Source organism: Paraburkholderia sp. RL18-085-BIA-A (assembly GCF_046027075.1).
Taxonomy (GTDB): Bacteria; Pseudomonadota; Gammaproteobacteria; order Burkholderiales; family Burkholderiaceae; genus Paraburkholderia.
This window is the reverse complement of record NZ_JARESU010000032.1, coordinates 40701-64676: the sequence shown is the minus strand read 5'-3', so window position 1 is coordinate 64676 and position 23976 is coordinate 40701. Positions and strand designations below refer to the sequence as shown.

At 63.9% G+C, this 23976-nt stretch carries 23 protein-coding genes; 11 read left to right on the top strand and 12 right to left on the bottom strand.

The genetic code is table 11. The annotated features are described in order from the left end of the window. Nucleotides 1–20 precede the first annotated feature (20 nt). Together P0D89_RS22380 and P0D89_RS22375 are read left to right on the top strand one after the other, a co-directional pair. Nucleotides 21–434 carry a group II truncated hemoglobin gene (locus tag P0D89_RS22380; protein ID WP_408359580.1) on the top strand — a complete coding sequence of 138 codons (414 nt, stop codon included), beginning with the start codon at nucleotides 21–23 and terminating at the stop codon, nucleotides 432–434. Further along, complete coding sequence (locus tag P0D89_RS22375; RefSeq protein WP_408359582.1) at nucleotides 427–1074, top strand: DUF924 family protein; 648 nt, start codon at nucleotides 427–429, stop codon at nucleotides 1072–1074. Before P0D89_RS22380 ends, P0D89_RS22375 begins: the two co-directional genes overlap by 8 nt. 44 nt (nucleotides 1075–1118) lie before the next feature. On the opposite strand, the gene P0D89_RS22370 is transcribed toward P0D89_RS22375, so the two are convergent. The 11 genes from P0D89_RS22370 to P0D89_RS22320 form a co-directional block, all read right to left on the bottom strand. After that, the gene (locus tag P0D89_RS22370; protein ID WP_408359691.1) at nucleotides 1119–2978 is read right to left on the bottom strand and encodes an ArnT family glycosyltransferase; all 1860 of its coding nucleotides are present in this window, start codon (nucleotides 2976–2978) and stop codon (nucleotides 1119–1121) included. 454 nt (nucleotides 2979–3432) lie between these two features. Next, nucleotides 3433–4179 (bottom strand): SDR family oxidoreductase, encoded by a 747-nt coding sequence (locus tag P0D89_RS22365; protein ID WP_408359584.1) that lies wholly within the window; start codon nucleotides 4177–4179, stop codon nucleotides 3433–3435. A 165-nt stretch (nucleotides 4180–4344) separates the two neighbouring features. Next, nucleotides 4345–4929, bottom strand: coding sequence for an LOG family protein (locus P0D89_RS22360; RefSeq protein WP_408359586.1), 585 nt, complete (start codon nucleotides 4927–4929; stop codon nucleotides 4345–4347). A 2-nt stretch (nucleotides 4930–4931) separates the two neighbouring features. Continuing rightward, entirely contained in the window at nucleotides 4932–5657 is a 726-nt protein-coding gene (locus P0D89_RS22355; RefSeq protein ID WP_408377207.1) for a TetR/AcrR family transcriptional regulator, read from the bottom strand. A 255-nt stretch (nucleotides 5658–5912) separates the two neighbouring features. Continuing rightward, nucleotides 5913–6545, bottom strand: a complete 633-nt coding sequence (locus P0D89_RS22350; RefSeq protein ID WP_408359590.1) for a diacylglycerol kinase — start codon at nucleotides 6543–6545, stop codon at nucleotides 5913–5915. 21 nt (nucleotides 6546–6566) lie between these two features. After that, entirely contained in the window at nucleotides 6567–7598 is a 1032-nt protein-coding gene (locus tag P0D89_RS22345; protein WP_408359593.1) for a glycosyltransferase family 4 protein, read from the bottom strand. Between the two features lie 41 nt (nucleotides 7599–7639). Beyond that, entirely contained in the window at nucleotides 7640–8581 is a 942-nt protein-coding gene (locus tag P0D89_RS22340) for a UDP-2,3-diacylglucosamine diphosphatase (protein WP_408359595.1), read from the bottom strand. 215 nt (nucleotides 8582–8796) lie between these two features. Further along, nucleotides 8797–9318, bottom strand: a complete 522-nt coding sequence (locus P0D89_RS22335) for an RDD family protein (protein WP_408359597.1) — start codon at nucleotides 9316–9318, stop codon at nucleotides 8797–8799. 13 nt (nucleotides 9319–9331) lie between these two features. Then, nucleotides 9332–10087: a DUF3106 domain-containing protein gene (locus tag P0D89_RS22330; RefSeq protein ID WP_408359599.1), complete on the bottom strand. Its 756-nt coding sequence runs from the start codon at nucleotides 10085–10087 to the stop codon at nucleotides 9332–9334. A gap of 16 nt (nucleotides 10088–10103) precedes the next feature. Next, nucleotides 10104–10526: a DUF3619 family protein gene (locus tag P0D89_RS22325; protein ID WP_408359601.1), complete on the bottom strand. Its 423-nt coding sequence runs from the start codon at nucleotides 10524–10526 to the stop codon at nucleotides 10104–10106. Next, complete coding sequence (locus P0D89_RS22320) at nucleotides 10523–11086, bottom strand: RNA polymerase sigma factor (RefSeq protein ID WP_408359603.1); 564 nt, start codon at nucleotides 11084–11086, stop codon at nucleotides 10523–10525. The genes P0D89_RS22325 and P0D89_RS22320 overlap by 4 nt, the downstream gene beginning before the upstream one ends. 362 nt (nucleotides 11087–11448) lie before the next feature. Here P0D89_RS22320 and P0D89_RS22315 point away from each other — a divergent pair, with 362 nt between their 5' ends. The 6 genes from P0D89_RS22315 (at nucleotide 11449) to P0D89_RS22290 (ending at nucleotide 18570) form a co-directional block, all read left to right on the top strand. Then, nucleotides 11449–13212 (top strand): acetolactate synthase 3 catalytic subunit, encoded by a 1764-nt coding sequence (locus P0D89_RS22315; protein WP_408359605.1) that lies wholly within the window; start codon nucleotides 11449–11451, stop codon nucleotides 13210–13212. Between the two features lie 113 nt (nucleotides 13213–13325). Then, entirely contained in the window at nucleotides 13326–13817 is a 492-nt protein-coding gene (gene ilvN / locus P0D89_RS22310) for an acetolactate synthase small subunit (protein ID WP_042327505.1), read from the top strand. Between the two features lie 141 nt (nucleotides 13818–13958). Further along, on the top strand, nucleotides 13959–14975 hold the full coding sequence (gene ilvC / locus P0D89_RS22305) for a ketol-acid reductoisomerase (protein ID WP_149673740.1): 1017 nt from the start codon (nucleotides 13959–13961) through the stop codon (nucleotides 14973–14975). Nucleotides 14976–15116: 141 nt separating this feature from the next. Next, complete coding sequence (locus P0D89_RS22300) at nucleotides 15117–15755, top strand: phosphatidylserine decarboxylase (protein WP_175150583.1); 639 nt, start codon at nucleotides 15117–15119, stop codon at nucleotides 15753–15755. Nucleotides 15756–15780: 25 nt separating this feature from the next. Then, complete coding sequence (gene pssA / locus P0D89_RS22295) at nucleotides 15781–16650, top strand: CDP-diacylglycerol--serine O-phosphatidyltransferase (protein WP_408359608.1); 870 nt, start codon at nucleotides 15781–15783, stop codon at nucleotides 16648–16650. Between the two features lie 372 nt (nucleotides 16651–17022). Next, nucleotides 17023–18570, top strand: coding sequence for a 2-isopropylmalate synthase (locus P0D89_RS22290; protein WP_408359610.1), 1548 nt, complete (start codon nucleotides 17023–17025; stop codon nucleotides 18568–18570). A gap of 172 nt (nucleotides 18571–18742) precedes the next feature. On the opposite strand, the gene P0D89_RS22285 is transcribed toward P0D89_RS22290, so the two are convergent. Continuing rightward, a complete protein-coding gene (locus P0D89_RS22285; protein ID WP_408359612.1) occupies nucleotides 18743–19294 on the bottom strand; it encodes a hypothetical protein in 552 nt (183 codons plus the stop codon). A gap of 238 nt (nucleotides 19295–19532) precedes the next feature. On the opposite strand from P0D89_RS22285, the gene P0D89_RS22280 reads away from it, so the two are divergent. From P0D89_RS22280 to pnp, 3 genes are all read left to right on the top strand, one after another. After that, nucleotides 19533–20816, top strand: coding sequence for a branched-chain amino acid ABC transporter substrate-binding protein (locus P0D89_RS22280; protein ID WP_408359693.1), 1284 nt, complete (start codon nucleotides 19533–19535; stop codon nucleotides 20814–20816). 237 nt (nucleotides 20817–21053) lie between these two features. Further along, entirely contained in the window at nucleotides 21054–21326 is a 273-nt protein-coding gene (gene rpsO, locus P0D89_RS22275; protein WP_149673734.1) for a 30S ribosomal protein S15, read from the top strand. Nucleotides 21327–21691: 365 nt separating this feature from the next. Further along, entirely contained in the window at nucleotides 21692–23839 is a 2148-nt protein-coding gene (pnp, locus tag P0D89_RS22270; RefSeq protein WP_408359614.1) for a polyribonucleotide nucleotidyltransferase, read from the top strand. Nucleotides 23840–23976: the final 137 nt, after the last annotated feature.

The window sequence follows — 23976 nt, the reverse complement described above, 5'->3', positions numbered from 1 at the left end:
TTCTGGTTGATGAGCAGGTTATGAGCGATTTGAACGACGAAGTGTCGACGGCGCAGCCGACGGCCTTCGAACTGGTCGGCGGCGAAGCGCGCGTGCGCGAACTGGTCGACCGGTTTTACGACCTGATGGATCTGGAAGCGGATTTCGCCGGGATTCGGGCTTTGCATCCGGAGTCGCTCGACGGCTCGCGCGACAAGTTTTTCTGGTTCCTGTGCGGCTGGATGGGCGGCCCCGATCACTACATCAGCCGGTTTGGCCATCCGCGCTTGCGCGCGAGGCACCTGCCGTTTGCGATCGCGTCGAGCGAGCGGGATCAGTGGCTCAGATGCATGGCATGGGCGATGGAGGACATCGGACTGGCGCAGCCGCTACGCGAACGTCTGCTCGGTTCATTCTTCGAAACTGCCGACTGGATGCGCAACCGCAATGGCTGACGAGCCGGTCGACGCACCGTATTCGATGCTGGCGGACTACGCGGCGCTCGCGCCACAGGCGCGCGAAGTGCTCGACTGCTGGTTCGGCGCGCCGGACTCGGCCGCCTTCGGCGAGGAACACAAGCGCTGGTTTTCCCGCGACGAAGCGTTCGATGCGATGCTGCGGGAGCGCTTCGGCGAGCTGATCGATGCGGCCAACGACGCGACGAGTGGCGCCGCCCTCGACGACTGCCAGACCACCCCGCTTGGCGCGCTGGCGCTCATCGTCGTGCTGGATCAGTTTTCCCGCAATTGTCATCGCAACACGCCGCGCGCGTTTGCCGCCGATCAGAAGGCATTGCGTGTCGCGCAACGGATGATCGCAAGCAGCGCCGACCAGCTGCTGCCGAGCGCGCATCACCGCGCATTTGCCTATCTGCCGTTCGAACACGACGAAACGCTCGCCAGCCAGCGCGAGTCGCTGCGGTTGTTCAAGCAGCTGCAAGCGGAGCCGGGCGGCGAGTCTTACTACCGGTCCGCGGTGCGGCACGCGGAGATCATCGAGCGCTTCGGGCGCTTTCCACATCGCAATGCGGTGCTTGGGCGCGCGTCGAGCGCCGAGGAAACCGCGTTTCTGCGCAAACCCGGTTCGTCGTTCTAGGCAGCCGGAGAGAAAGAAAGGCGACGCGCCTGGGCAGTGCCGCGCTAAGTGCGTCGCGCAGCCGGAGCGGCAGCCGGCGTCCGCACGAACACCCGCAACAGTTCATCCGTATCCCCCGGACGCGCGCCCGACCAGAACAGGCGCCATTCACCCTGTGGTGCGCGCGCATTGTCGCGGCGGCTTTCCTCGATCAGCCACGTGCACTCGGTGTTGCGCGTGTCCGTGGCCGGCTGATGCTCGATGCCGGTGTAGTAGTAGAGCATCGGCGCTTCGGATTCGCCCAGACCGGCACTAGCCATGCAATCGCCGTCGTTCCACTCGATATCCATCTTCGCGGCCAGTCCTTCGAATACCGAGCGGTAGCTCTTCGCATAGTCGAGCCATGGCAGCAGCAACGTGCTCACCAGCCCCCACGCGAGCGTCGCGCCCGCGCACCAGCTCAGCACGCCGCGCCACTTGCCGCTGTGCTTGAAGAGCGGCAACAGCCATAGCCAGCCGAATGTCATCACCAACGCGGCGGCGATCAGCACCGGTTTGACCGGCAACACCCAATCGAGCGGCAACCAGCGGGCGAGCAGGTGCAACTGCGCATGCGTGTGCGTCGGGCTGCTCATGATCGACCAGATGATCCACGTCAGTGCCGCCGCGCTGCCGAACAGCACGCGGCTCGCCATGTCCCAGCTCGCATGCAGACGGCGCGGAAGCCTTTGGACATCCTGCATCGCCAGCAACGCGAGCGGCGCGATCAACGGCAGGATGTACAGCTCCCGCACGGTCGCCGAACTCTGCAGCACCGCGAAGCCAGTGCCCGCGAAGATCGCCGGCAAGGCCACGCGCGGATCGGGCCAACGCCGCCACGCGCCGCCGGCAAGCGCGGCCAGCGCCAGCGGCACCACCGGGAAGCCGACGCTCAACACCGCGCGCAGCACGAAGAGGCGGCTCTCGTTTTCGGAGCCGAGTTCGGCCACCGAAAAACCGAAGAAGCGTCCGACGTTGTTGTCCCACAGCCAGACCTTGAAGAGCGTTTCCGAGCGCAAGTAGAAGCAGATCGGCCAGATCAGCGCGAACGGCGCGCAGACCAGCACGGCGACGCCGAGCGCGCCGGCAAAGCTGCGGCTGCGGCAAGCGGGATACAGCACGAGTACCGCGACGGTGGTCGCGCCGAACACGAGCGGCACGAACAGACCCTTGGCCAGCAGCGTCACGCCGACCCCCGCGCCGAACATCGCCGCGCCGCTGAGAATCGCGTGGCGCCGCGAGCGCGCGTCGACCGGTTGTTCACGCGCGTCGTCGTCGCGCAGATGCATCAGTACCAGCTCGAACAGTCCGCAGAAGCCTAGCGCGGCGCCAGCCATCAGCGCGACGTCGGTCATCAAGTCGTGCACGTGCTTGACGACGACGAGCGTGCCGGCGAACAGCGCCAGCGTGCCGATTACACGCAGGTCGAACCAGCTCGACGCGGCTGCCGCGCGGCGCGCGATGCGTGCCGTGTAGTAGACCGTCAATCCGGCGAACAGCGCGCTCGCGAGACGCGCCGCCTCGTGCAGCGGCAGATAGCGGCCGAACATCCAGGCGAGCCCGGTGGCGACCCAGTCGTAGATCGGCGGCTTTTCGACGAACGGTTGACCGGCATTGGTGGGCACGACCAGATCGCCGGTATCGAGCATGTGCTGGACGATGCCGAACGTGTAGGTCTCGTCCTGCTTCCACGGCTGATGGCCGAGGGTGCCAGGCAGCAGCCACGCGCACAGGATCGCCAGCGCGACGAACCACCGCAGCGGACGGACAGCGGCGAGCGCGCGCAAGCGGCGGATGCCGCGGGCGGCGCGATCGGTTGCGTCGGCAGGGGTAGTGGCTTCCGGGAAGGCTTTTGCTTCGGTTGTCTGCGTGCCGGACCCGGCCATGTGCGCGACGTCGGCGGGGATAGTGTGCAGCGGGTTGTCCAGCGAGTTGTGAAGCGGGCCACGCACCGAGCCGGGTAGCGGACCGCCGAGCGGGCCGGCATGTGGAGGCTCCTGGGCGCTGCTTGCGGTAACGGTGGGCGCGGTTGACGTCGTCGCGACAGGTCCCGTGCGCCAGGGCGCGGCTGGTTTTTCTTGCATGAAAATCTCTGGTCGCCGCACACGGCGACATGGGCCGCGTACTGATGTAATGGCAATGCGTCGCCTGCGATTGCACGCGATCGGCGGCGATTGTAGTCCCCAATTATTACGGACGATTACAGAAGAATCTGAGAGTGTTGGCGGTATAGGCGCGCGAGCGCGCATTCCTCGTCAAATCGACGGGAATTCTTAGTACGGGGATGAGAAGCGCGGGGGAAAGGGGCGGTCGTGCGCCGCGCCTGGCAAACGGCGTGACTTAGCGTCCGCCGGCAACGTCGAGTAGCGCACCGGTCACGTACGACGCGGCATCGCTCAGCAACCACACGATGGCTTCGGCCACTTCGTCGGCGCTGCCGGGGCGGCCGACCGGCGTGGTCGCGCCGAGTTGCGCGGCGCGCTCGGGCTTGCCGCCGCTCGCGTGGATCTCGGTGTCGATCAGGCCGGGGCGCACCGCGTTCACGCGCACGCCTTGCGGGCCGAGTTCTTTGGCGAGGCCGAGCGTCATCGTATCGACGGCGCCTTTCGAGCCTGCATAGTCGACGTATTCGTTCGGCGAGCCGAGGCGCGAGGCCGCCGACGAAACGTTGACGATCACGCCGCCCGCGCCGCCGCGAGCTGTCGACATGCGCCGCGCTGCTTCGCGCGCGCACAGATATGCGCCCAGCACGTTGACTTCGAACATCCGCTTCAGGCGCGCGAGGTCCATGTCGGCGAGCTGGCTCGAAGGCGCGACGATGCCGGCGTTGTTGACGAGCGCATCGAGCCGGCCGAACTTCTGTTGAAGCGCGTCGAACATCGCGATTACATCGGCTTCGTTCGCGACGTCGCCTTCGATCGCCAACGCTCGTCCTCCGGCGCGCTCGACTTCGGCGACGGTGTCCTGGGCGGCGGCCAGATTCCGCGCGTAGTTCACGCCGACGAACCAGCCGCGAGCGCCAAGCAGACGCGCGGTCGCACGGCCGATGCCGCGGCTGCCACCAGTGATCAGAACGGCTTTCGTCATCGCAATCTCATCGTTCGGGTGAGGGCCGCGCGAAGCGCGGCCGGTGTTGCAGGCGCCTGAACGCGACGCGGGGAATCAGGGCGGGGCCCTTAAGGGCGCGGCGAGTTCAACCGGGTGGAGTCGGACCGGGTCACGTCGGACCGGGTCGCGTCAGACCGGGTCGCGTCAGACAGAGTCGCGTTTGATCGCCCACTTGTCGCTGACGGGCGGCTGATAGCGTTGCAGCTTGTCGATCAGCGCGACGGGATCGGCATCGATTTGCAGGATGTCGAAATACGTCTTACGCATAAAGCCTTCATCTACCGTGTGCCGCAGCATGCTGATCAACGGGTCGTAAAAGCCGTCGATATTCAGTACCGCCACCGGCTTGCCATGGTAGCCGAGCTGCGCCCACGTATAGACCTCGAACAGCTCTTCGAGCGTGCCCACGCCACCCGGCATCGCGACGAACGCATCGGACAGGTCGGCCATCATCTTCTTGCGCTGATGCATGTCGGGCACCACGTGCAACTCGGTCAACCCGTTGTGGCCGACTTCCTTGTTGACCAGCAGCTCGGGAATCACGCCGATCGCGCGGCCGCCTTCGGCCATCACCGTGTCGGCGATCACGCCCATCAGCCCGACCTTGCCGCCGCCGTAGACCAGCGCGAGATCGGCTTGCACCAGCGCGCGGCCGAAGGCCCGCGCGGCGTCCGCATACAACGGTTTGGCTCCGTTCGCGGAGCCGCAATACACACACACCGACTTCATGCTCAGACGTCCTTAGATTCGTTGCGAGGCGCCGCGCCTTCCCTCGGCGGCAGGTAGTCGTAGAACTCGCGCTTGGGTAGCTTGCCGGACACCAGGTCGTCGAAAATCTGGCGCGAGCGGCCGCGCAGATAAGGCGCCATCAGCGACACGATCTGCACGCTCACCTGATGCAGCTCGGCGCGCATCGCTTCCTGCTCGTTGTATTTGCGCGGATTCATCACGAACTGATACGACAGCCAGTACGTGCCGATCACGCCGACGTTGGTGGCGATCACGTGCGTCTCCTGCGGCGTGACGACCATTTCGCCGTCCGCGACGAGCTGCTCGCAGAACTGGCCCGCAAAGCGCACCTTGTGGCTGATGATCTGCTTGAAGTGCGTTTCGAGCGTGCGGTTGCGCGCGAGCAGGTCGTTCAGGTCGCGATACAGGAAACGGTAGCGCCACATGAAGTCGACCATGTATTGCAGATACGACCACATTTCGTCGATGGTCGCGCGATGGTCGTCGGGGAAACGCAGACGCTTTTCGATCTCCTGCTCGAACTGGCTGAAGATGCTGATGATGATGTCGTCTTTGTTGCGGAAGTGGTAGTACAGATTGCCTGGACTGATTTCCATTTCCTCGGCGATCGTCGTCGTCGTGACGTTCGGCTCGCCGATTTCGTTGAACAGCTTCAACGACAGCTCGAGAATCCGTTCGCGCGTGCGGCGGGGAGGTTTGGCTTCCATGTCGTCCGGCCCTGGTTACGCCGGGCTGGGCGCGCGGCGGCGTGCCGCTGCTGCGTGTTCCACCCGGATGCGGTTGGTATGTTCGGGCGCCCCTAACCTGGCGCTGCGCGGCAGGTCCCCCCGAAGGGCCAGGAAAACTCGGGGCGGCCCGGGGCTTTCCTGTGAGACTGTCGAACGATTATAAACCGACCGTTCTTATACCAAGCGGATCCTGAGGGTTTTCATGCTTTGGGACGAGCCACACGCGACGTGACGTCACAACAGCGCGCCAAGCCAACGCGCGACGAGCGGTCCGACGATCAACCCCCACGTCATCACGCACATGCCGAGCGCGACCATCACGGCCGCGCTGCCGAGGTCCTTCGCGCGGCGCGACAGTTCGTGGCGTTCAAGCGAAATCCGGTCGATCGCTGCTTCCACGCTCGAATTCAGCAACTCGACGATCAGCACCAGCAGCACCGAGCCGAGCAGCAACACGCGCGACACCGGCTCGACCGGCACTAGCAGCCCGCACGGAATCAGGATCGCGGCGAGCGTGAGCTCCTGGCGAAACGCGCTCTCCTCGCGAATCGCGACGCGAAACCCGGCGAGCGAGTTTTTCATCGCGTGCCATGCGCGCGTGAGGCCGCGATTGCCTTTGTACGGATTGAAGGGCAGTGGCGTGAGCGGATCGTCGGGGCTGAGCGGCTCGTGGGGCGCGTCGTCGGTGTGGCTCGCGGCGTCGTTGCCGTTCACATGGTGCGCATGCTCCGCGTGACTCGGTGTGACGGGTTCGGCGACATCGTCGAACGGATCGGGGCCGGCGTTATCGCGCTCGGCCTCGGTGGCGCGCAGTGCGCCGTTCGACGCGCGCCTCGCGGTGGATTGCGTGGGTTCACTGGTTCGCATGGACGGCCTTCGCGCGCCGCGTCAGGCGGCGGCGCTTTCCTCGCGATACGACGTGTGCGGCAGCGGCTTCAGGTGCGCGGCGAATTGCGCCGACGCGGCCGCCCACGAGAAGCGTTCCGCCCACGCGCGCGCATGATTGCGATCGATCTTCAGCGCTTCCAGGCAGGCCTCGCGCAGATCCTCATGCATCGCACCCGCGCCGCCGTCGCCCAGCACGTCGATCGGACCGGTGACGGGATAGGCCGCCACCGGCGTGCCGCACGCGAGCGCTTCGAGCAGCACGAGGCCGAAGGTATCGGTGCGGCTCGGGAACACGAACACGTCGGCCGCCGCGTACACCTTCGCCAGCTCCGCTTGCGTGAGCACACCCAGATAGTTTGCTTGCGGATAACGCGACTTCAGTTCGGCGAGCGCCGGACCTTCGCCGGCGACCCACTTCGAGCCCGGCAGATCGAGCTGCAAGAACGCCTCGACGTTCTTCTCGACCGCCACGCGTCCGACATACAGGAAGATCGGCCGCGCCGTGTCCAGCACCTTCGAGTCCATCTGGTGAAAGATCTCCAGATCGACGCCGCGGGTCCACAGCACGACATTGGTGAAGCCGAACTTTTCGAGGTCCTGCTTGACCACGGGCGTGGGCGCCATCACGGCCAGCGACGGCTTGTGAAACCAGTGCAGGAACTTGTAGGTCGCGGCGAGCGGCATGCCGAAGCGCGCCTGCACGTATTCCGGGAAGCGCGTGTGATAAGCGGTCGTGAACGGCAGCTTGTGGCGCAGCGCATAAGTGCGTGCGGCCATCCCGAGCGGGCCTTCGGTGGCGATGTGCAGCGCGTCGGGCGCGAACGTGCCGATGCGCTCGCGCAGCTTGCGGCGCGGCAGCAGCGACAGGCGAATCTCAGGATAGGTCGGGCAGGGGATCGTTTTGAATTCGAGCGGCGTGAGCAGATCGACGTGATGACCGAGCGCGGCGAGTTCGCGCGTGGTGTTCTTCAGCGTGCGCACGACGCCATTGACCTGCGGCTCCCATGCGTCGGTGACGATCATGATCTTCATCGGCTTGTTCCTCGATTCGGGTCCAATGGAAGTTAGGGGGACTACGCGGTCGCCCGGGCCTTCTGCGTGCCGACCTGCGGAGCGCGCAGCGTGGTCCAGTAGATCACCTTGAGTTCGCCTTCATAGGTTTCGACGAGTGCCGACAGACTCTCGACCCAGTCGCCGTCGTTGCAATACAGCACGCCGTCGATGTCGCGCATCTCGGCTTTGTGGATGTGTCCGCAGACCACGCCGTCGCAGCCGCGGCGGCGTGCTTCGTCGGTCATCACGGTCTCGAACGACGAGATGAAGTTCACCGCGTTCTTCACCTGGTGCTTCAGGTACTGCGACAGCGACCAGTACGGAAAGCCGAGCTTGCTGCGGATGCGGTTGAACCAGCGGTTCAGGACCAGGATCATCGTGTAGAGCGTGTCGCCGAGATAGGCGAGCCACTTGGCGTGCTGGATCACGCCGTCGAACAGATCGCCGTGCACGATCCACAGACGCTTGCCGGCGAGCGTGGTGTGAAACGCTTCGCCGCGCACGTGGATGTCGCCGAACGCGAGGTCGCAGAACTGGCGCGCGGCTTCGTCATGATTGCCGGGTACGTAGATCACCTGGGTGCCTTTGCGCGCCTTGCGCAGCACTTTCTGCACGACGTCGTTGTGCGCTTGCGGCCAGTACCAGCCTTTCTTCAACTGCCAGCCGTCGATGATGTCGCCGACGAGGTACAGGTACTCCGACTCGTTGTGGCGCAGGAAGTCCAGCAGATAGGGCGCCTGGCAGCCGCTCGAGCCGAGATGGATGTCGGACAGCCAGATGGTGCGATAGCGGTGCGGGTCGGCGTGCTCGTCTTCGGGATGGGCGGCATGGTCGTCGCGTGGCGGCGTCACGGGCAGCGGCAGGCCGTGGTGAGCCGAGCTCGGGTCCGGGCGGAACGCGACGGGGTCGACGCTCGGGCCGGTCTGGCGGAACAGGGAAGTCGCGGACGTATTGTGGTCCATGGCTCACGCGTCGAGTTGCGGTGCCCGTATTGGGCCGCGCGCGCGTGACGGTGCCATGACAGTCATGAGAAGTTCTTATTACTACGGGCGGCTGCGGGGACGCTAGTGATGTTGCGCCGGGGCGCGCTTGAAGCGAGTCGCGCGGCGGCTGGGATGATGCGGGCGGCTAACGGATGGTGGCAGGCATGCCAGGCGTGCCCGCCCGGCGCGGGCGCTCAGCGTGCCACTGCGATCACGCGCGTGCCCGCAAGCCGGTCGTGCAGAAATCGACGCTGCGCGCCAAAGAGGCCGGTCGCGGTCCACAACACGAACCAGATGCCGGCGATCACCAGCGTCTGCGGCAAGCGCAGTCCGAGCAGCGGATGCAGCGCGAGCGGCGGCAGGAACCACAGCCACGCGAGCGCGTAACGGGCGATCGCCCGGCCGGCGGAGAGCGGCGAACCGTCGGCGACGACGACTCGCAGGCGCCAGGTTTTCATCGGCAGGGTCTGGCCGCCGTGGGTCCAGAACCACACGAAGTACAGGCCGACCACGAGGCCGATCCATGCCGCGAGCAGGTTGTGATGAGTCAGCCCGTTGCGTTGCTGCGTCAGCGTGCTGAACAGATAGCCGGCGACGAACACCACGCCGAACAGGATCAGCGCTTCATACAGCAGCGCCGCGAGGCGCCGGCGAACGGTGGGGGCGGTGCCGGGCAGGCCGGCGGGCAGGGTCGAGGTGGCGAGCGGCCGGGACACGGTGGGACGCCGGTCAGGAGCCGTTGAAGATCGACGGCGCTTCGGCCGGCGACACCGGCACCGGCGTGGCGGGCACGAAACTGCCCGCGGCCGGAATCGCCGGCGTGGCCGCCGGACTCGGCAACGCCGCCGCCGCGGCGCTCGCGGCCGCCACCTCGCTTGCGCCGTGCTCGCGCGCATTGACGAGGCGGTCGATTCCCTTGATTTCCTTGTGCGCGAGAGGCGGCGCGCTGACGACGCTCGGCCGCCGCTTGCGCTCGCTGGCGGCAAGCCGCTCCTTTTGTTCTTCGGACAGCTGCTGATAGGCCTTCCACGCGTTCTGGCGGGCCTCGCGCGGCAATTCCTTCGACACCTGGTAGTTTTCGCGGGCGACGCGCCGCTGATCGGGCGTCATGCGAGCCCATTCGCTCATGCGCTCATGCAGGCGCTTTTGTGCGTCCGGCGACATTTTGGGGTAGCGCGAGGCGATCTTGATCCACTTGCGCTTGCGTTCGTCGCTGAACGAATCCCACTGGGCTTCGAACGGCGCGAGCGCGACATGCTCGGCTGCGCTCAGACGCGACCATGCCATCGGGCTGTTGCTGCCGGGCAGGCCGGGCAATTCGACTGCGAGCGTCGGGGCGGGCGCTTTCGCGGTCGCGTTGCCGCCGGGCGCGGGCGCGCCGATCGGCGACGCGCTCGGGTGAAAGCGCGGATATGTTGCCGCAAACGACACCAGGGCCGCGATCGCGCATCCGAAAACAACGGCCAGGCCGCGCTTGTAACTCACCCGAAAAATCTCCCGCTCAGTGGGCGCGTGAAAGGTACGCGTTGAAACCGTGGTCGAGATAGGCATTGAGCGGCAGGTCGTCGCTAAGCATGGCGGCATCGATATCGGCGAGTTCGGCGGTGCGCTGCTGGTCCTCCCAGTACGCAATGCCGATGAGGCTCACGACGAGCGCGGCCAGCGGCCACGCGAGCGCGAAGCGGCGCAGCGGCGAACGGCGGCGTTGCGGGATTTCGGCTTGCGGCAGACCGGCCGGCATGCCGGCGAAAACGGGCGCGAACACCGGGGCCCTGACGGTTTCGGGCTTCTTGCGGGCGAGCGCGGCACGGCGCGCCGCGGCGAGTCGATCGACGGTGGCGGGCGGAATGCTGGCGGCGTTTTCGTCGAGAGCGCGGCGCACCTGGCGCGCGAACTCGAGTTCTTTAGTTTCGAGGGAGCTCATAGCGTGATTCCTTTGGCCTTGAGCGCTTGCGCCAGCGTGTGCGTGGCTCGCGAGCAGTGCGTTTTCACACTGCCTTCGGAGCAGCCCATCGCGGCGGCAGTCTCGGCGACATCCATATCTTCCCAATAACGCATGAGAAACGCCTCCCGTTGACGTGCCGGTAATTTTTGGATCTCGTCGTCGATCGACTGCAAGACCTGTTCGCGCTCGAGTTTCTGCTCGTTGCTCTCGGCGCCGACCGAGCCTTGCTGGGCCTCGAATGTTTCCAGTGGATCGAATTCGTCGTCGTCGGCATTGCCCAGCGACGAAAACAGACTAACCCACGTATTGCGTACTTTGGCACGACGGAAATAGTCGTGCATCGCATTCTGCAGAATACGCTGAAACAGCAACGGCAATTCGGCCGCCGGACGGTCGCCGTATTTTTCGGCGAGCTTGATCATCGCGTCCTGCACGATGTCGAGCGAGGCGTCGTCGTCCCGCACGGCGTAGACCGTCTGCTTGAATGCGCGCCTTTCGACGCCCGCCAGAAAATCGGCGAGTTCCTTGTCTGATGCCATCCGTTTGGGGGTCGGCGCAGCGAGCGTGCGCGTAATCGGTCGAAAAATGTCGTAAAGCTCGCGGATGCTAACAAACTTTTGCGCGATCTGGGGTGAAACGTGGTCTACCTTGCATCCACATAACAGGATTCGGCACGATTGTGGTCAATATCTGGATGGGGGCAGGGCGCCAAGGCAATATTTGCTTGACCACTTGCGCGGCAGCAGATATCTTCGCTGGTTCGCAACATAAGTGACTTGTCTCAATTGAGGTGTGGCCCAAGAAGCTCACCTGTCAACTGGACGCGCCGCTTGAACCCGAGCCATAAGCCCGGCAGAGAGCACCCGATCAATTTTTTGCCGAAAATTCGAAAGGTGAATAAATGAATATGCCCAGCGCGGAATTCTCCACGTCGGATACGACCCCCCATCAGGAAGCCGACTCTATCGGCGCTACCGTGCTCATGAAGGCACTGGCCGACGAAGACGTCGAGTTCATCTGGGGCTATCCCGGCGGCTCGGTACTCTACATTTACGACGAGCTGTACAAGCAGGACAAATTCCAGCACGTCCTCGTGCGCCACGAGCAGGCCGCGGTCCACGCCGCCGACGCGTATGCGCGTTCCACCGGCAAGGTCGGTGTATGCCTCGTGACCTCCGGCCCCGGCGTCACCAATGCGGTGACCGGCATCGCCACCGCGTACATGGATTCGATCCCGATGGTGGTGATCAGCGGCCAGGTGCCGACTGCCGCGATCGGCCAGGATGCGTTCCAGGAGTGCGATACGGTCGGCATCACGCGTCCCTGCGTGAAGCACAACTTCCTCGTGAAGGACGTGCGCGATCTCGCCGCCACCGTCAAGAAAGCTTTCTACATTGCCCGTACCGGTCGTCCCGGCCCGGTGCTGATCGACATTCCGAAAGACGTGTCGAAAGCGCCTTGCCAGTACGAGCCGATCAAAAGCGTCTCGCTGCGCTCGTACAACCCGGTCACGAAGGGCCACTCCGGCCAGATCCGCAAGGCGGTCTCGCTGTTGCTGTCGGCCAGGCGTCCGTACATCTACACCGGCGGCGGCATCATTCTCGCGGATGCGTCGCGTGAGCTGAACCAGTTCGCCGACCTGCTCGGCTATCCGGTCACCAACACGTTGATGGGTCTGGGCGGCTACCGCGCGAGCGACAAAAAATTCCTCGGCATGCTCGGCATGCACGGCACGTACGAAGCCAACATGGCGATGCAGCACTGCGACGTGCTGATCGCGATCGGCGCGCGCTTCGACGACCGCGTGATCGGCGACCCGGCGCACTTCGCGTCGCGTCCGCGCAAGATCATCCATATCGACATCGATCCTTCTTCCATTTCCAAGCGCGTCAAGGTCGACATTCCGATCGTCGGCGACGTGAAGGAAGTGCTGAAAGAACTGATCGAGCAGTTGCAGACGGCCGAGCATGGCCCGGACGCCGCGGCGCTCGCCGACTGGTGGAAGGACATCGAAGCCTGGCGCGCGAAAGACTGCCTGAAGTTCGACCGCAAGAGCGACATCATCAAGCCGCAGTACGTGGTGGAAAAGGCGTGGGAACTGACCGACGGCAATGCCTTCGTGTGTTCCGACGTCGGCCAGCACCAGATGTGGGCGGCGCAGTTCTATCGCTTCAACAAGCCGCGCCGCTGGATCAACTCCGGCGGTCTCGGCACGATGGGCTTCGGCCTGCCGGCGGCGATGGGCGTGAAGATGGCGCACCCTGACGACGACGTGCTCTGCATCACGGGCGAAGGCTCGATCCAGATGTGCATCCAGGAGCTGTCGACCTGTAAGCAATACGACACGCCGGTGAAGATCATTTCGCTGAACAACCGCTATCTGGGCATGGTGCGACAGTGGCAGCAGATCGAATACAGCAAGCGGTACTCGCATTCGTACATGGACGCGCTGCCGGACTTCGTGAAGCTCGCTGAAGCGTATGGTCACGTCGGCATGCGTATCGAACGCACGGCCGATGTCGAGCCGGCGTTGAAGGAAGCGCTGCGCCTGAAAGATCGCACGGTGTTTCTCGATTTCCAGACCGATCCGACCGAAAACGTCTGGCCGATGGTTCAGGCCGGCAAGGGCATCACCGAGATGCTCATGGGTTCGGAAGATCTATAACGACGGTATTGCTAGCGTTGGCTTCGTCATGCGCGCCTCCATAAAGGGCGAAAGCGGACGAAGCGGCGCCGCACCGCTCGCAGACATCGACAAACATCTGGAAGAAGCGAATCATGAGACACATCATTTCCGTCCTGCTGGAAAACGAACCGGGCGCGTTATCACGCGTGGTCGGTCTCTTCTCGGCACGCGGCTACAACATTGAAACCTTGACGGTGGCTCCGACCGAAGACCGTTCGCTGTCGCGCATGACCATCGTCTCCATTGGCTCGGACGACGTGATCGAACAGATCACGAAGCATCTGAACCGCCTGATCGAGGTGGTGAAAGTGGTCGACCTTACCGAGGGCGCCCACATCGAGCGCGAGCTGATGTTGATCAAGGTGAGGGCGGTCGGCAAGGAACGTGAGGAGATGAAGCGGATGTCGGATATTTTCCGCGGCCGCATCATCGACGTCACCGAAAAGACCTACACGATCGAACTGACGGGGGCGGCCGACAAGCTCGACGCCTTCATCGAAGGGCTCGACTCCACGGCAATCCTCGAAACGGTCCGCACGGGGAGCTCGGGCATCGGTCGCGGCGAGCGCATTCTGAAGGTTTGACGCGCGGCGCTTCAGCCGCAATTAAACGTCTCGATCGAACGGCCGGGCGCGCCTGATGAATGACTGACGAGCCCGGCCAGCAACACACTATTCGCAGTATTTGAATTTCACTGATTCATCGAATCTAGCCAAGGAACCGACATGAAAGTTTTCTACGACAAGGACGCCGATCTCTCCCTCATCAAGGGCAAGCAGGTCACCATCATCGGCTATGGCTCGCAAGGCCATGCGCACGCGCTGAACCTGAGCGAAAGCGGCGTGAAGATCACGGTCGGTCTGCGCAAGGGCGGCGCATCGTGGAGCAAGGCTGAGAACGCCGGCCTGCAAGTCAAGGAAGTGGCGGAAGCCGTCAAGGGCGCGGACGTCGTCATGATGCTGCTGCCGGACGAACAGATCGCCGACGTGTACGCCAAAGAAGTGCACGCGAACATCAAGCAAGGCGCAGCGCTGGCGTTCGCGCACGGCTTCAACGTTCACTACGGTCAGGTGATTCCGCGTGCCGACCTCGACGTGATCATGATCGCGCCGAAGGCACCGGGCCACACGGTTCGCGGCACCTACTCTCAGGGTGGCGGCGTGCCGCACCTGATCGCAGTTGCGCAAGACAAGTCGGGCGCAGCACGTGACATCGCCCTGTCGTACGCTGCGGCGAACGGCGGCGGCCGTGCCGGCATCATCGAAACCAACTTCCGCGAAGAAACCGAAACCGACCTGTTCGGCGAACAAGCCGTGCTGTGCGGCGGTACGGTCGACCTGATCAAGGCCGGCTTCGAAACGCTGGTGGAAGCGGGTTACGCGCCGGAAATGGCGTACTTCGAATGCCTGCACGAACTGAAGCTGATCGTCGACCTGATCTACGAAGGCGGCATCGCGAACATGAACTACTCGATCTCGAATAACGCTGAATACGGCGAATACGTGACGGGTCCGCGTATCGTGACGGCTGAAACGAAGAAGGCGATGAAAGCCGTGCTGACCGACATCCAGACGGGCGAGTACGCAAAGAGCTTCATCATCGAAAACAAGGCCGGCGCACCGACGCTGCAATCGCGCCGCCGTCTGACGGCCGAGCACCAGATCGAACAGGTCGGTTCGAAGCTGCGCGCGATGATGCCGTGGATCGCGAAGAACAAGCTGGTCGACCAGTCGAAGAACTAAGCGATTACCTGGCGATTTCATCGCTGAAGTCCGGTTCGGCGCGTTCGCGCACCGGCCGGACAAATCAAAAAGCCGTCCAAGGGTGCTGAACCCTGGGCGGCTTTTGCTATCCTACGGTTTTACAAAAAACAGAAGCCATCCATGAATTACCCTCATCCGATCATCGCGCGAGAAGGCTGGCCGTTCATCGCCATCGCGGCCGTCGTTGCATTACTGGTTCACGCCTTCGCGGGGTTCGGCATTGCATGGCTGTTCTGGCTGATCCTCATCTTCATCGTGCAGTTTTTCCGCGATCCGGCCCGCCCGATCCCCACCCAGGCCAACGCCGTGCTGTGTCCGGCCGACGGGCGCATCGTCGCGGTCGAAACCGCGCATGATCCGTACGCGAACCGTGAAGCGCTGAAGATCAGCGTGTTCATGAACGTCTTCAACGTCCACTCGCAGCGTTCGCCGGTGGATGGCGCGATCTCGAAGGTCGAATACTTCCCGGGCGCGTATCTGAATGCCGCGGTGGACAAGGCATCGCTCGAAAATGAGCGCAATGCGGTGGTGATCGAAATGGCCGGCGGGCAGACGGTGACCTCGGTGCAGATCGCCGGCCTGATCGCGCGGCGTATTCTTTGCTACGTGCGCGCGGGTGAGCCGCTGACCCGTGGTCAGCGTTATGGATTCATCCGGTTCGGCTCGCGTGTCGACGTGTATCTGCCGGTGGGCAGCCGTCCGCGTGTGTCGATCGGCGAAAAGGTGTCCGCGTCGTCCACGATCCTCGCTGAACTCTAAAAAGCGGCACACAGGAGGTTTCCGAATGGCCGCATTCAAACCGCGTCGACCCCGTAACAGCGGACCGCTGCCACGTCCGTTCCGCCGCAACAAGCCGATCGTGGCGGAGTCGCCGGTCGTCGAGAGCCGGCGCGCACAGCGTCAGCAGTTCCTGAGAAAGCGCGGCATTTATCTCCTGCCGAACGCCTTCACCACGGCGGCGCTGTTCTGCGGCTTCTTCGCCGTCGTGCAGGCGATGAACGTGCGCTTCGAGATCGCGGCCATCGCGATCTTCGTGGCGATGGTGCTCGACGGCATGGACGGCCGCGTCGCGCGTATGACGCATACGCAAAGCGCGTTCGGCGAACAGTTCGACAGCCTGTCGGACATGGTGTCGTTCGGTGTGGCGCCCGCGCTCGTGATGTACGAGTGGATTCTGAAGGACCTCGGCCGCTGGGGCTGGCTCGCGGCCTTCGTCTACTGCTCGGGCGCGGCGTTGCGGCTCGCGCGCTTCAATACGAACATCGGTGTGGTCGACAAGCGCTTCTTCCAGGGCATGCCGAGCCCGGCCGCGGCGGCGCTGATCGCCGGATTCGTGTGGCTCGCCACCGACAACCGCGTGCCGCTAAAACTGGTCTGGCTGCCGTGGGTTGCGTTCGTGCTGACCATCTACGCCGGCGTGACGATGGTGTCGAATGCGCCGTTCTATAGCGGCAAGGCACTCGACGTGCGGCATCGCGTGCCGTTCGGCGTGATCCTGCTGGTGGTGGTCGCGTTCGTGCTGGTGTCGTCCGATCCGCCGCTGATGCTGTTCGGCCTGTTCGTGCTGTACGGTCTGTCCGGCTACGTGTTCTGGGGCTATCAGGCGTTGCGGGGCAGGGCGAATCCGGCCCGTTCGGTGGCGCACGACAGGTAGCAGACTGCGTCGGCTACCGTTGTAATGACATGAAAAAACGGCATCCTTCGGGCTGCCGTTTTTTCTTTTGACGAGCCCGCTGGACGGTGCCTCGGAGGCAGGTCCGGCGCTAATTGCGTGGCGGCGGGAATGCCGCTATAGTCGTCGGATGACTGTGTTCACGTGCGCTTTTGAGCCGCCATGCGAGCCTCAACAAGCCGGCGCACCGGCTGGCGTGCTGGTGCTGACACTGGCGCGGCTGCCGCGCTGATCGCCGCTAGTCGTTTTGCCCTGGGCCTACCTCGTCTGCGGTTGAGCGTCGCCAGCGGTGGCGCAAACACCGAACTCCAACATCCAATCCCCACATCCGAACGACTCCCCAGGAGACCCGACATGTCCGACAAACTGATCATATTCGACACCACGTTGCGTGACGGCGAGCAATCGCCCGGCGCGTCGATGACGAAAGAGGAAAAAATCCGTATCGCGAAGCAGCTCGAACGGATGAAAGTGGACGTGATCGAGGCCGGCTTCGCGGCGAGCTCGAACGGCGACTTCGATTCGATTCACACGATCGCGGGCCTGATCAAGGACAGCACGATCTGCTCGCTCGCCCGCGCGAACGACAAGGATATCCAGCGCGCGGCCGACGCGCTCAAGCCGGCCGATCATTTCCGCATCCACACGTTCATCGCGACGTCGCCGCTGCATATGGAAAAGAAGCTGCGCATGACGCCGGATCAGGTGTTCGAGCAGGCGAAGCTGGCGGTGCGTTTCGCACGCAAGTTCACGGACGACGTCGAGTTCTCGCCGGAAGACGGCAGCCGTTCGGATATGGACTTCTTGTGCCGGGTGCTGGAAGCGGTGATCGCCGAGGGCGCGACCACCATCAACATCGCGGACACGGTCGGCTACGGCGTGCCGGAACTGTACGGCCAGCTCGTGAAGTCGCTGCGCGAACGCATTCCGAACTCGCATAAGGCGGTGTTCTCGGTGCATTGTCATAACGACCTCGGCATGGCGGTGGCGAACTCGCTGGCCGGCGTGCAGATCGGCGGCGCGCGCCAGGTCGAGTGCACGATCAACGGCCTCGGCGAGCGCGCGGGCAACACGTCGCTCGAAGAAATCGTGATGGCGGTGAAGACCCGCAAGGATTACTTCGGCCTTGAGCTGGGTCTCGATACGACACAGATCGTGCCGGCGTCGAAGCTGGTGTCGCAGATCACCGGTTTCGTCGTGCAGCCGAACAAGGCGGTGGTCGGCGCGAACGCGTTCGCGCACGCGTCCGGCATCCACCAGGACGGCGTGCTGAAGGCGCGCGACACCTACGAGATCATGCGCGCGGAAGATGTGGGCTGGAGCGCGAACAAGATCGTGCTCGGCAAGTTGTCGGGCCGCAATGCGTTCAAGCAGCGCTTGCAGGAACTCGCCATCGCGCTCGACAGCGAAGCGGAACTGAACACCGCGTTCGCGCGTTTCAAGGAACTCGCCGACCGCAAGTCCGAAATCTTCGACGAGGACATCATCGCGATCGTCACTGAGGAATCGGCTGAAGCGCAGGAGCGCGAGCACTACAAGTTCGTGGCGCTGTCGCAGCATTCGGAGACCGGCGAGCAGCCGCATGCGAAGGTCGTGTTCTCGGTGGATGGCAAGGAGATCACCGGCGAAGCGCGCGGCAACGGCCCGGTCGACGCGACGCTCAATGCGATCGAAACCGAAGTGGGCAGCGGTTCCGAACTGCTGCTGTACTCGGTCAACGCGATCACCACCGGCACGCAGGCTCAAGGTGAAGTGACCGTGCGGCTGTCGAAAAGCGGACGCATCGTCAATGGCGTGGGCACCGATCCGGATATCGTCGCGGCTTCCGCGAAGGCGTATATCTCGGCGCTCAACAAGCTGTATTCGAACGCGGACAAGCTGAATCCGCAGCGCTCGGAGTGAAGAGTGAGGCGAGCGCTGCGCTGGCGCGACTGCGTGAGCGTTTGTCGGAATCGGAATTGAAAAAGCCCCGTGCCGTTGCAGGCGCGGGGCTTTTGTTTTGCTGCGCCGTGCTTCGCGCGCACGCGATGAACTCATCGGCCTCGCGTGTCGCGCATCGCGTTCGGGCGGGTGCTCAGAACAACGAGCGGCGATCCGGATCGTGCAACGGGTCAGGTGTTTTTTGCGTGAGCCGCACGATGCCCTGTTCGTCGAAGTAGAAGCTGTACATCATGTACCAGACGTTGTCTTCCAGGTAGCGATAGGTCCAGACCTCGCGCTTCATCAGCGGGAAGTACGCGGTTTCGACCGGCCGGCCGAAATTCACCAGCACGTCGCTCTTGGTCCATTTGCCGATTTCGGCTCGATAGAACTCGTTGGGCTGCAGCACCTGGCGCACGTTGACGATTTTGCCGGCTGCGTCGATGTCGGCGGCGGTGGTGGTTTCGCCCATCGGCTGGGTCGGCCACATCAGCCGCTTGCCGCCGTTAGGCAGATCGTAGCTTTCGCGCGGCGGCCCGAGGCGCGCGATGATGGTCGATTCGTCCGCGCCCTGGCTGTATTGCTGCCAGGGCTGCACGCAGCCGGCCAGCGCCAGCGCGCTCAGACAGGCGAGCGCCGCGCGGCGCAAACGTGCGGCGGCTGGCGTTCGGATAGAGGCCGCCGTGGAGTGATGAGGGGTCGACATGTATTCCTCCGATGGCGTGTGAGTAGCGTTTTTTATCATCGAGACGCAGCATTTTGACATGCGCTGCGGTAAAAGATCCGCGCTTCGTGCAGGCCTTCGCGCCTGGTAGGGTAACGGCCACGCTGGCTTGCTTATTCCGTCCGGTACGTCCTATGATCCGCGCTTCGACGATTCAGGCGGGGCAATCACGATGGCGATGTGGCAACGGGCGGCGGCAGCGGCACTGGCAACGATTTCGATGGCCGCGGTGACTTATGCGGCGGGCGGGGCTGCAATGAATCCGGCGTCAAACCCGGCGGCGAACCCGTCCAGCGGGCCGATTGGCAAACCCGGCGCCGCGCCGATCCAGCTTGCGCTGATCGAAGGCATGTCCGGCCCGTTCGCGAACGCGGGCGCGGCGGTCGAGCGCAATCTGCGCTTCGGCGTCGAGCAGGTGAACGCGCACGGCGGCGTGAAGCTCGCCGACGGCGCGCATCCGTTGGAACTGGTCGTGCTGGATAGCAAGGGCAGCACCGAAGAGGCGCTCACGCAACTGCGCGCGGCCGCCGACCGCCACATCGGCTACATCATGCAGGGCAACAGCTCGGCGGTCGCAGCCGCGCTGATTGGCGCGATCGACAAACAGAACCGCCGCGAGCCGGACAACCGCGCGCTGTTGCTCAACTATTCCGCCGACGACCCCGCGCTGACCAACGCCGACTGCAGCTTCTGGCACTTCCGCTTCGACGCTCACGCGGGCATGCGCATGGATGCGCTGGCCGACGTGATTCAGCGCGACCGCGCGGTGAAGAAGGTATATCTGCTGAATCAGGATTACAGCTTCGGCCATGATGTCAGCAGCCTCGCGCGTTCGGCGCTGGCGGCGAAACGCCCGGATATCGCGGTGGTCGGCGACGAGTTTCATCCGATCGGCCGCGTGAAAGACTTCGCGCCCTATATCGCGAAGATCCGCGCGAGCGGCGCGGACGCGGTGATCACGGGCAACTGGGGCAACGACCTGACGCTGCTCGTCAAGGCAGCGCGCGAGCAGGGGCTCGACACCAAGTTCTACACGTTCTACGGCAACAGCCTCGGTGCGCCGGCCGCGCTGGGCGACGCCGGCGTCGGTCACGTGATCGCGGTCGCCGACTGGCATCCGAACGCGGGCGGCGCCGCTTCCGACGCGTGGTACGCCGCGTTCCGGACCCGTTTCCCCTCCGCGCAGGACGATTACCCGGTGCTGCGCATGACGTTGATGATCGAAACCTTGGCCGCGGCGATGAACCGCGCCGGCAGTGCGGACCCGACGGCGGTCGCTCGCGCGCTGGAAGGCATCCGGTTCGACAACGGCTTCCACGCATCGTGGATGCGCGCCGACGACCATCAGCTGATCCAGCCGCTGTACGTGATGGAAATGGACAAAGCCGGCAAGCCAGGCGTGCGTTTCGACAACGAAGGCTCCGGCTACGGCTTTCGCACGGTGCTGGCGCTGCCGCCCGAGCGCACCGTCTTGCCCACCGTCTGCAAGATGCAGCGGCCCTGACGCGCTTGCGCGCGGTGCGTGATCGTACGAGATGGCGTGCGGTGCGCCGTGCGTTACGCGCCACGCAGCATCCAGCCCGGCACAGCGGGGTTCGCCGCCGGATTGGGCTGTGCTACAATACGCGTCCCGTTGTGAAGCAGGTTGTCATATTTGTCTGGCTGCTTGTATGTCACACGGGGTATTCCACGGCACGGCCTTTCTTCCGTGACCGCCTGTCTAGTTCTTAAGGAAATCGACATGTCCGCAGTTGAAACAAGCAAGAAGTCTGAAGTCGTTGCGCAATTCGCACGCGCAGCTAACGACACCGGATCCCCCGAAGTTCAGGTCGCGCTGCTCACGACCCGCATCAACGAACTGACCGTTCACTTCAAGGCACACGCGAAAGATCACCACAGCCGCCGCGGTCTGCTGCGCATGGTGAGCCGTCGTCGCAAGCTGCTCGACTACCTGAAGGGCAAGGACGCGGATCGTTACCGCAGCCTGATCGAGAAGCTGGGTCTGCGTAAGTAATCGGCCAGTCGTTCAGCAAGATGCCTGTGTCAGTTCCACTGATACAGGCATTTTGTTTTTGCACGGTGCGCTTCATGTGACGCGCATCGCCTGTGCTCCGCAGTGGCGTGCCAGTTCATGCGGCGGGTGCAGGAAAGAGCAGTACTTGCAGTAACCCAGGCAGTAACAAAGCAGTAGAGCAGGCAGCACAACAGAAACACGGCCGGGCCTCAGGGCGGAGCTTTGTGTCATTCCAGCGGTTCGCGCGCGTACCCGATGTAGGGCGTGATTCTCTGGAATGGCATAACACTACTCTTCCCATGCGGCGCCGGTCTGGCGTTGCCGCGCCGCTTCTGGTCCGCGCGGCATTACGATGAGGAAAAGCAATGACTATGTTCAATAAGATCGTCAAAGAGTTCAAGTGGGGACAACATAACGTTCGCCTCGAAACCGGCGAAATCGCTCGTCAAGCAAGCGGCGCGGTGATCGTCGACGTCGAAGACACCGTCGTGCTGGCGACGGTGGTCGGCGCCAAGACGGCCAAGCCGGGTCAGGACTTCTTCCCGCTGACCGTCGACTACCTCGAAAAGACCTATGCCGCCGGCAAGATCCCGGGTGGCTTCTTCCGTCGTGAAGGCCGTCCGTCGGAAGGCGAAACGCTGATCTCGCGCCTGATCGACCGTCCGCTGCGTCCGCTGTTCCCGGAAGGCTTCTACAACGAAGTTCAGGTCGTGATCCACGTGCTGTCGCTGAACCCGGAAGTCCCCGCTGACATTCCCGCGCTGATCGGCGCGTCGGCGGCGCTGGCGGTCTCCGGTCTGCCGTTCAACGGCCCGGTCGGCGCAGCGCGCGTGGCCTACATCAACAACGAATACGTGTTGAACCCGACGCGTCCGCAAATGAAGGAATCGGCACTCGACCTCGTCGTCGCCGGTACGGAACGTGCGGTTCTGATGGTGGAATCGGAAGCGCAGCAACTGAGCGAAGAATTGATGCTCGGCGCCGTGGTGTTCGGTCATGAGCAGATGCAGATCGCGATCGACGCGATCCACGAGCTGGTCCGCGAAGGCGGCAAGCCGGAGTGGGATTGGCAACCGGCAGCGAAGAACGAGCCGCTGATCGCGCGCGTGACGGAACTGGCGCAAGCCGATCTGCTCGCCGTGTACCAGATTCGCGACAAGCAGGCGCGCTCGACCAAGCTGAAGGAAGTCTACGCAGCCACCTCTGCCAAGCTCGAGGAAGACGCGGCGGCAGCGGGCACCGTGGCGGCCGACAAGGCCACCGTCGGTAACGTGCTGTTCGACATCGAAGCGAAAATCGTCCGTACGCAGATCCTGAACGGCGAGCCGCGTATCGACGGCCGCGACACGCGCACCGTGCGCCCGATCGAAATCCGTACCGGCGTGCTGCCGCGTACGCACGGTTCGGCGCTGTTCACGCGCGGCGAAACGCAAGCGCTGGTGGTCGCCACGCTGGGCACGAAGGGCGACGAGCAGAACATCGATGCGCTCGAAGGCGAGTACCGCGAACGCTTCATGCTCCACTACAACATGCCTCCGTTCGCAACCGGCGAAACGGGCCGCGTCGGTTCGCCGAAGCGCCGTGAAATCGGTCACGGCCGTCTGGCCAAGCGCGCGCTGGCTGCGTGCCTGCCGAGCGCCGACGAATTCGGCTACTCGATCCGCGTCGTGTCGGAAATCACGGAATCGAACGGTTCGTCGTCGATGGCTTCGGTGTGCGGCGGCTGCCTCGCGCTGATGGACGCCGGCGTGCCGATGAAGGCGCACGTCGCGGGCATCGCGATGGGCCTGATCCTCGAAGGCAATCGTTTCGCCGTGCTGACCGACATCCTCGGCGACGAAGACCACCTCGGCGACATGGACTTCAAGGTGGCCGGCACCGAGCAAGGCGTGACCGCGCTGCAGATGGACATCAAGATCCAGGGCATTACCAAGGAAATCATGCAGGTCGCCCTCGCGCAAGCGAAGGAAGGCCGTATGCACATCCTCGGCAAGATGACCTCGGCGGTGTCGGGCGCGAACACGCAATTGTCGGAGTTCGCACCGCGCATGATCACCATCAAGATCAACCCGGAAAAGATCCGCGACGTGATCGGCAAGGGTGGCTCGGTGATCCGCGCGCTGACTGAAGAAACCGGCACGACGATCGATATTTCGGACGACGGCGTCGTCACCATCGCGAGCACGAGCAGTGAAGGGATGGCCGAAGCGAAGAAGCGTATCGAGAACATCACGCTGGAAGTCGAAGTGGGCCAGGTGTACGAAGGCACGGTGCTCAAGCTGCTCGATTTTGGCGCGATCGTGAACATCCTGCCGGGCAAGGACGGTCTGCTGCATATCTCCGAGATCGCCAACGAACGTATCAAGGACATCAACGACTACCTGAAGGACGGCCAGCAAGTGAAGGTCAAGGTCATCCAGACGGACGAGAAGGGCCGCGTGCGTTTGTCGGCCAAGGCGTTGCTGAACGACGCCGCGAACGGCGCGCCGCAAGGCGAACCGTCGCCGCAGTAATGCGGTAGCGGGGCAACGGCCGGCAGCGCGAATGCGCGCCGGCCGTTTTTCATGCAGGGTGCAGGGTGGATTGCATTGCGCACATATGCAAACGCCGACAAGCGGGTACTCTATTTGCATCGGGCGCTGTGCCGCAG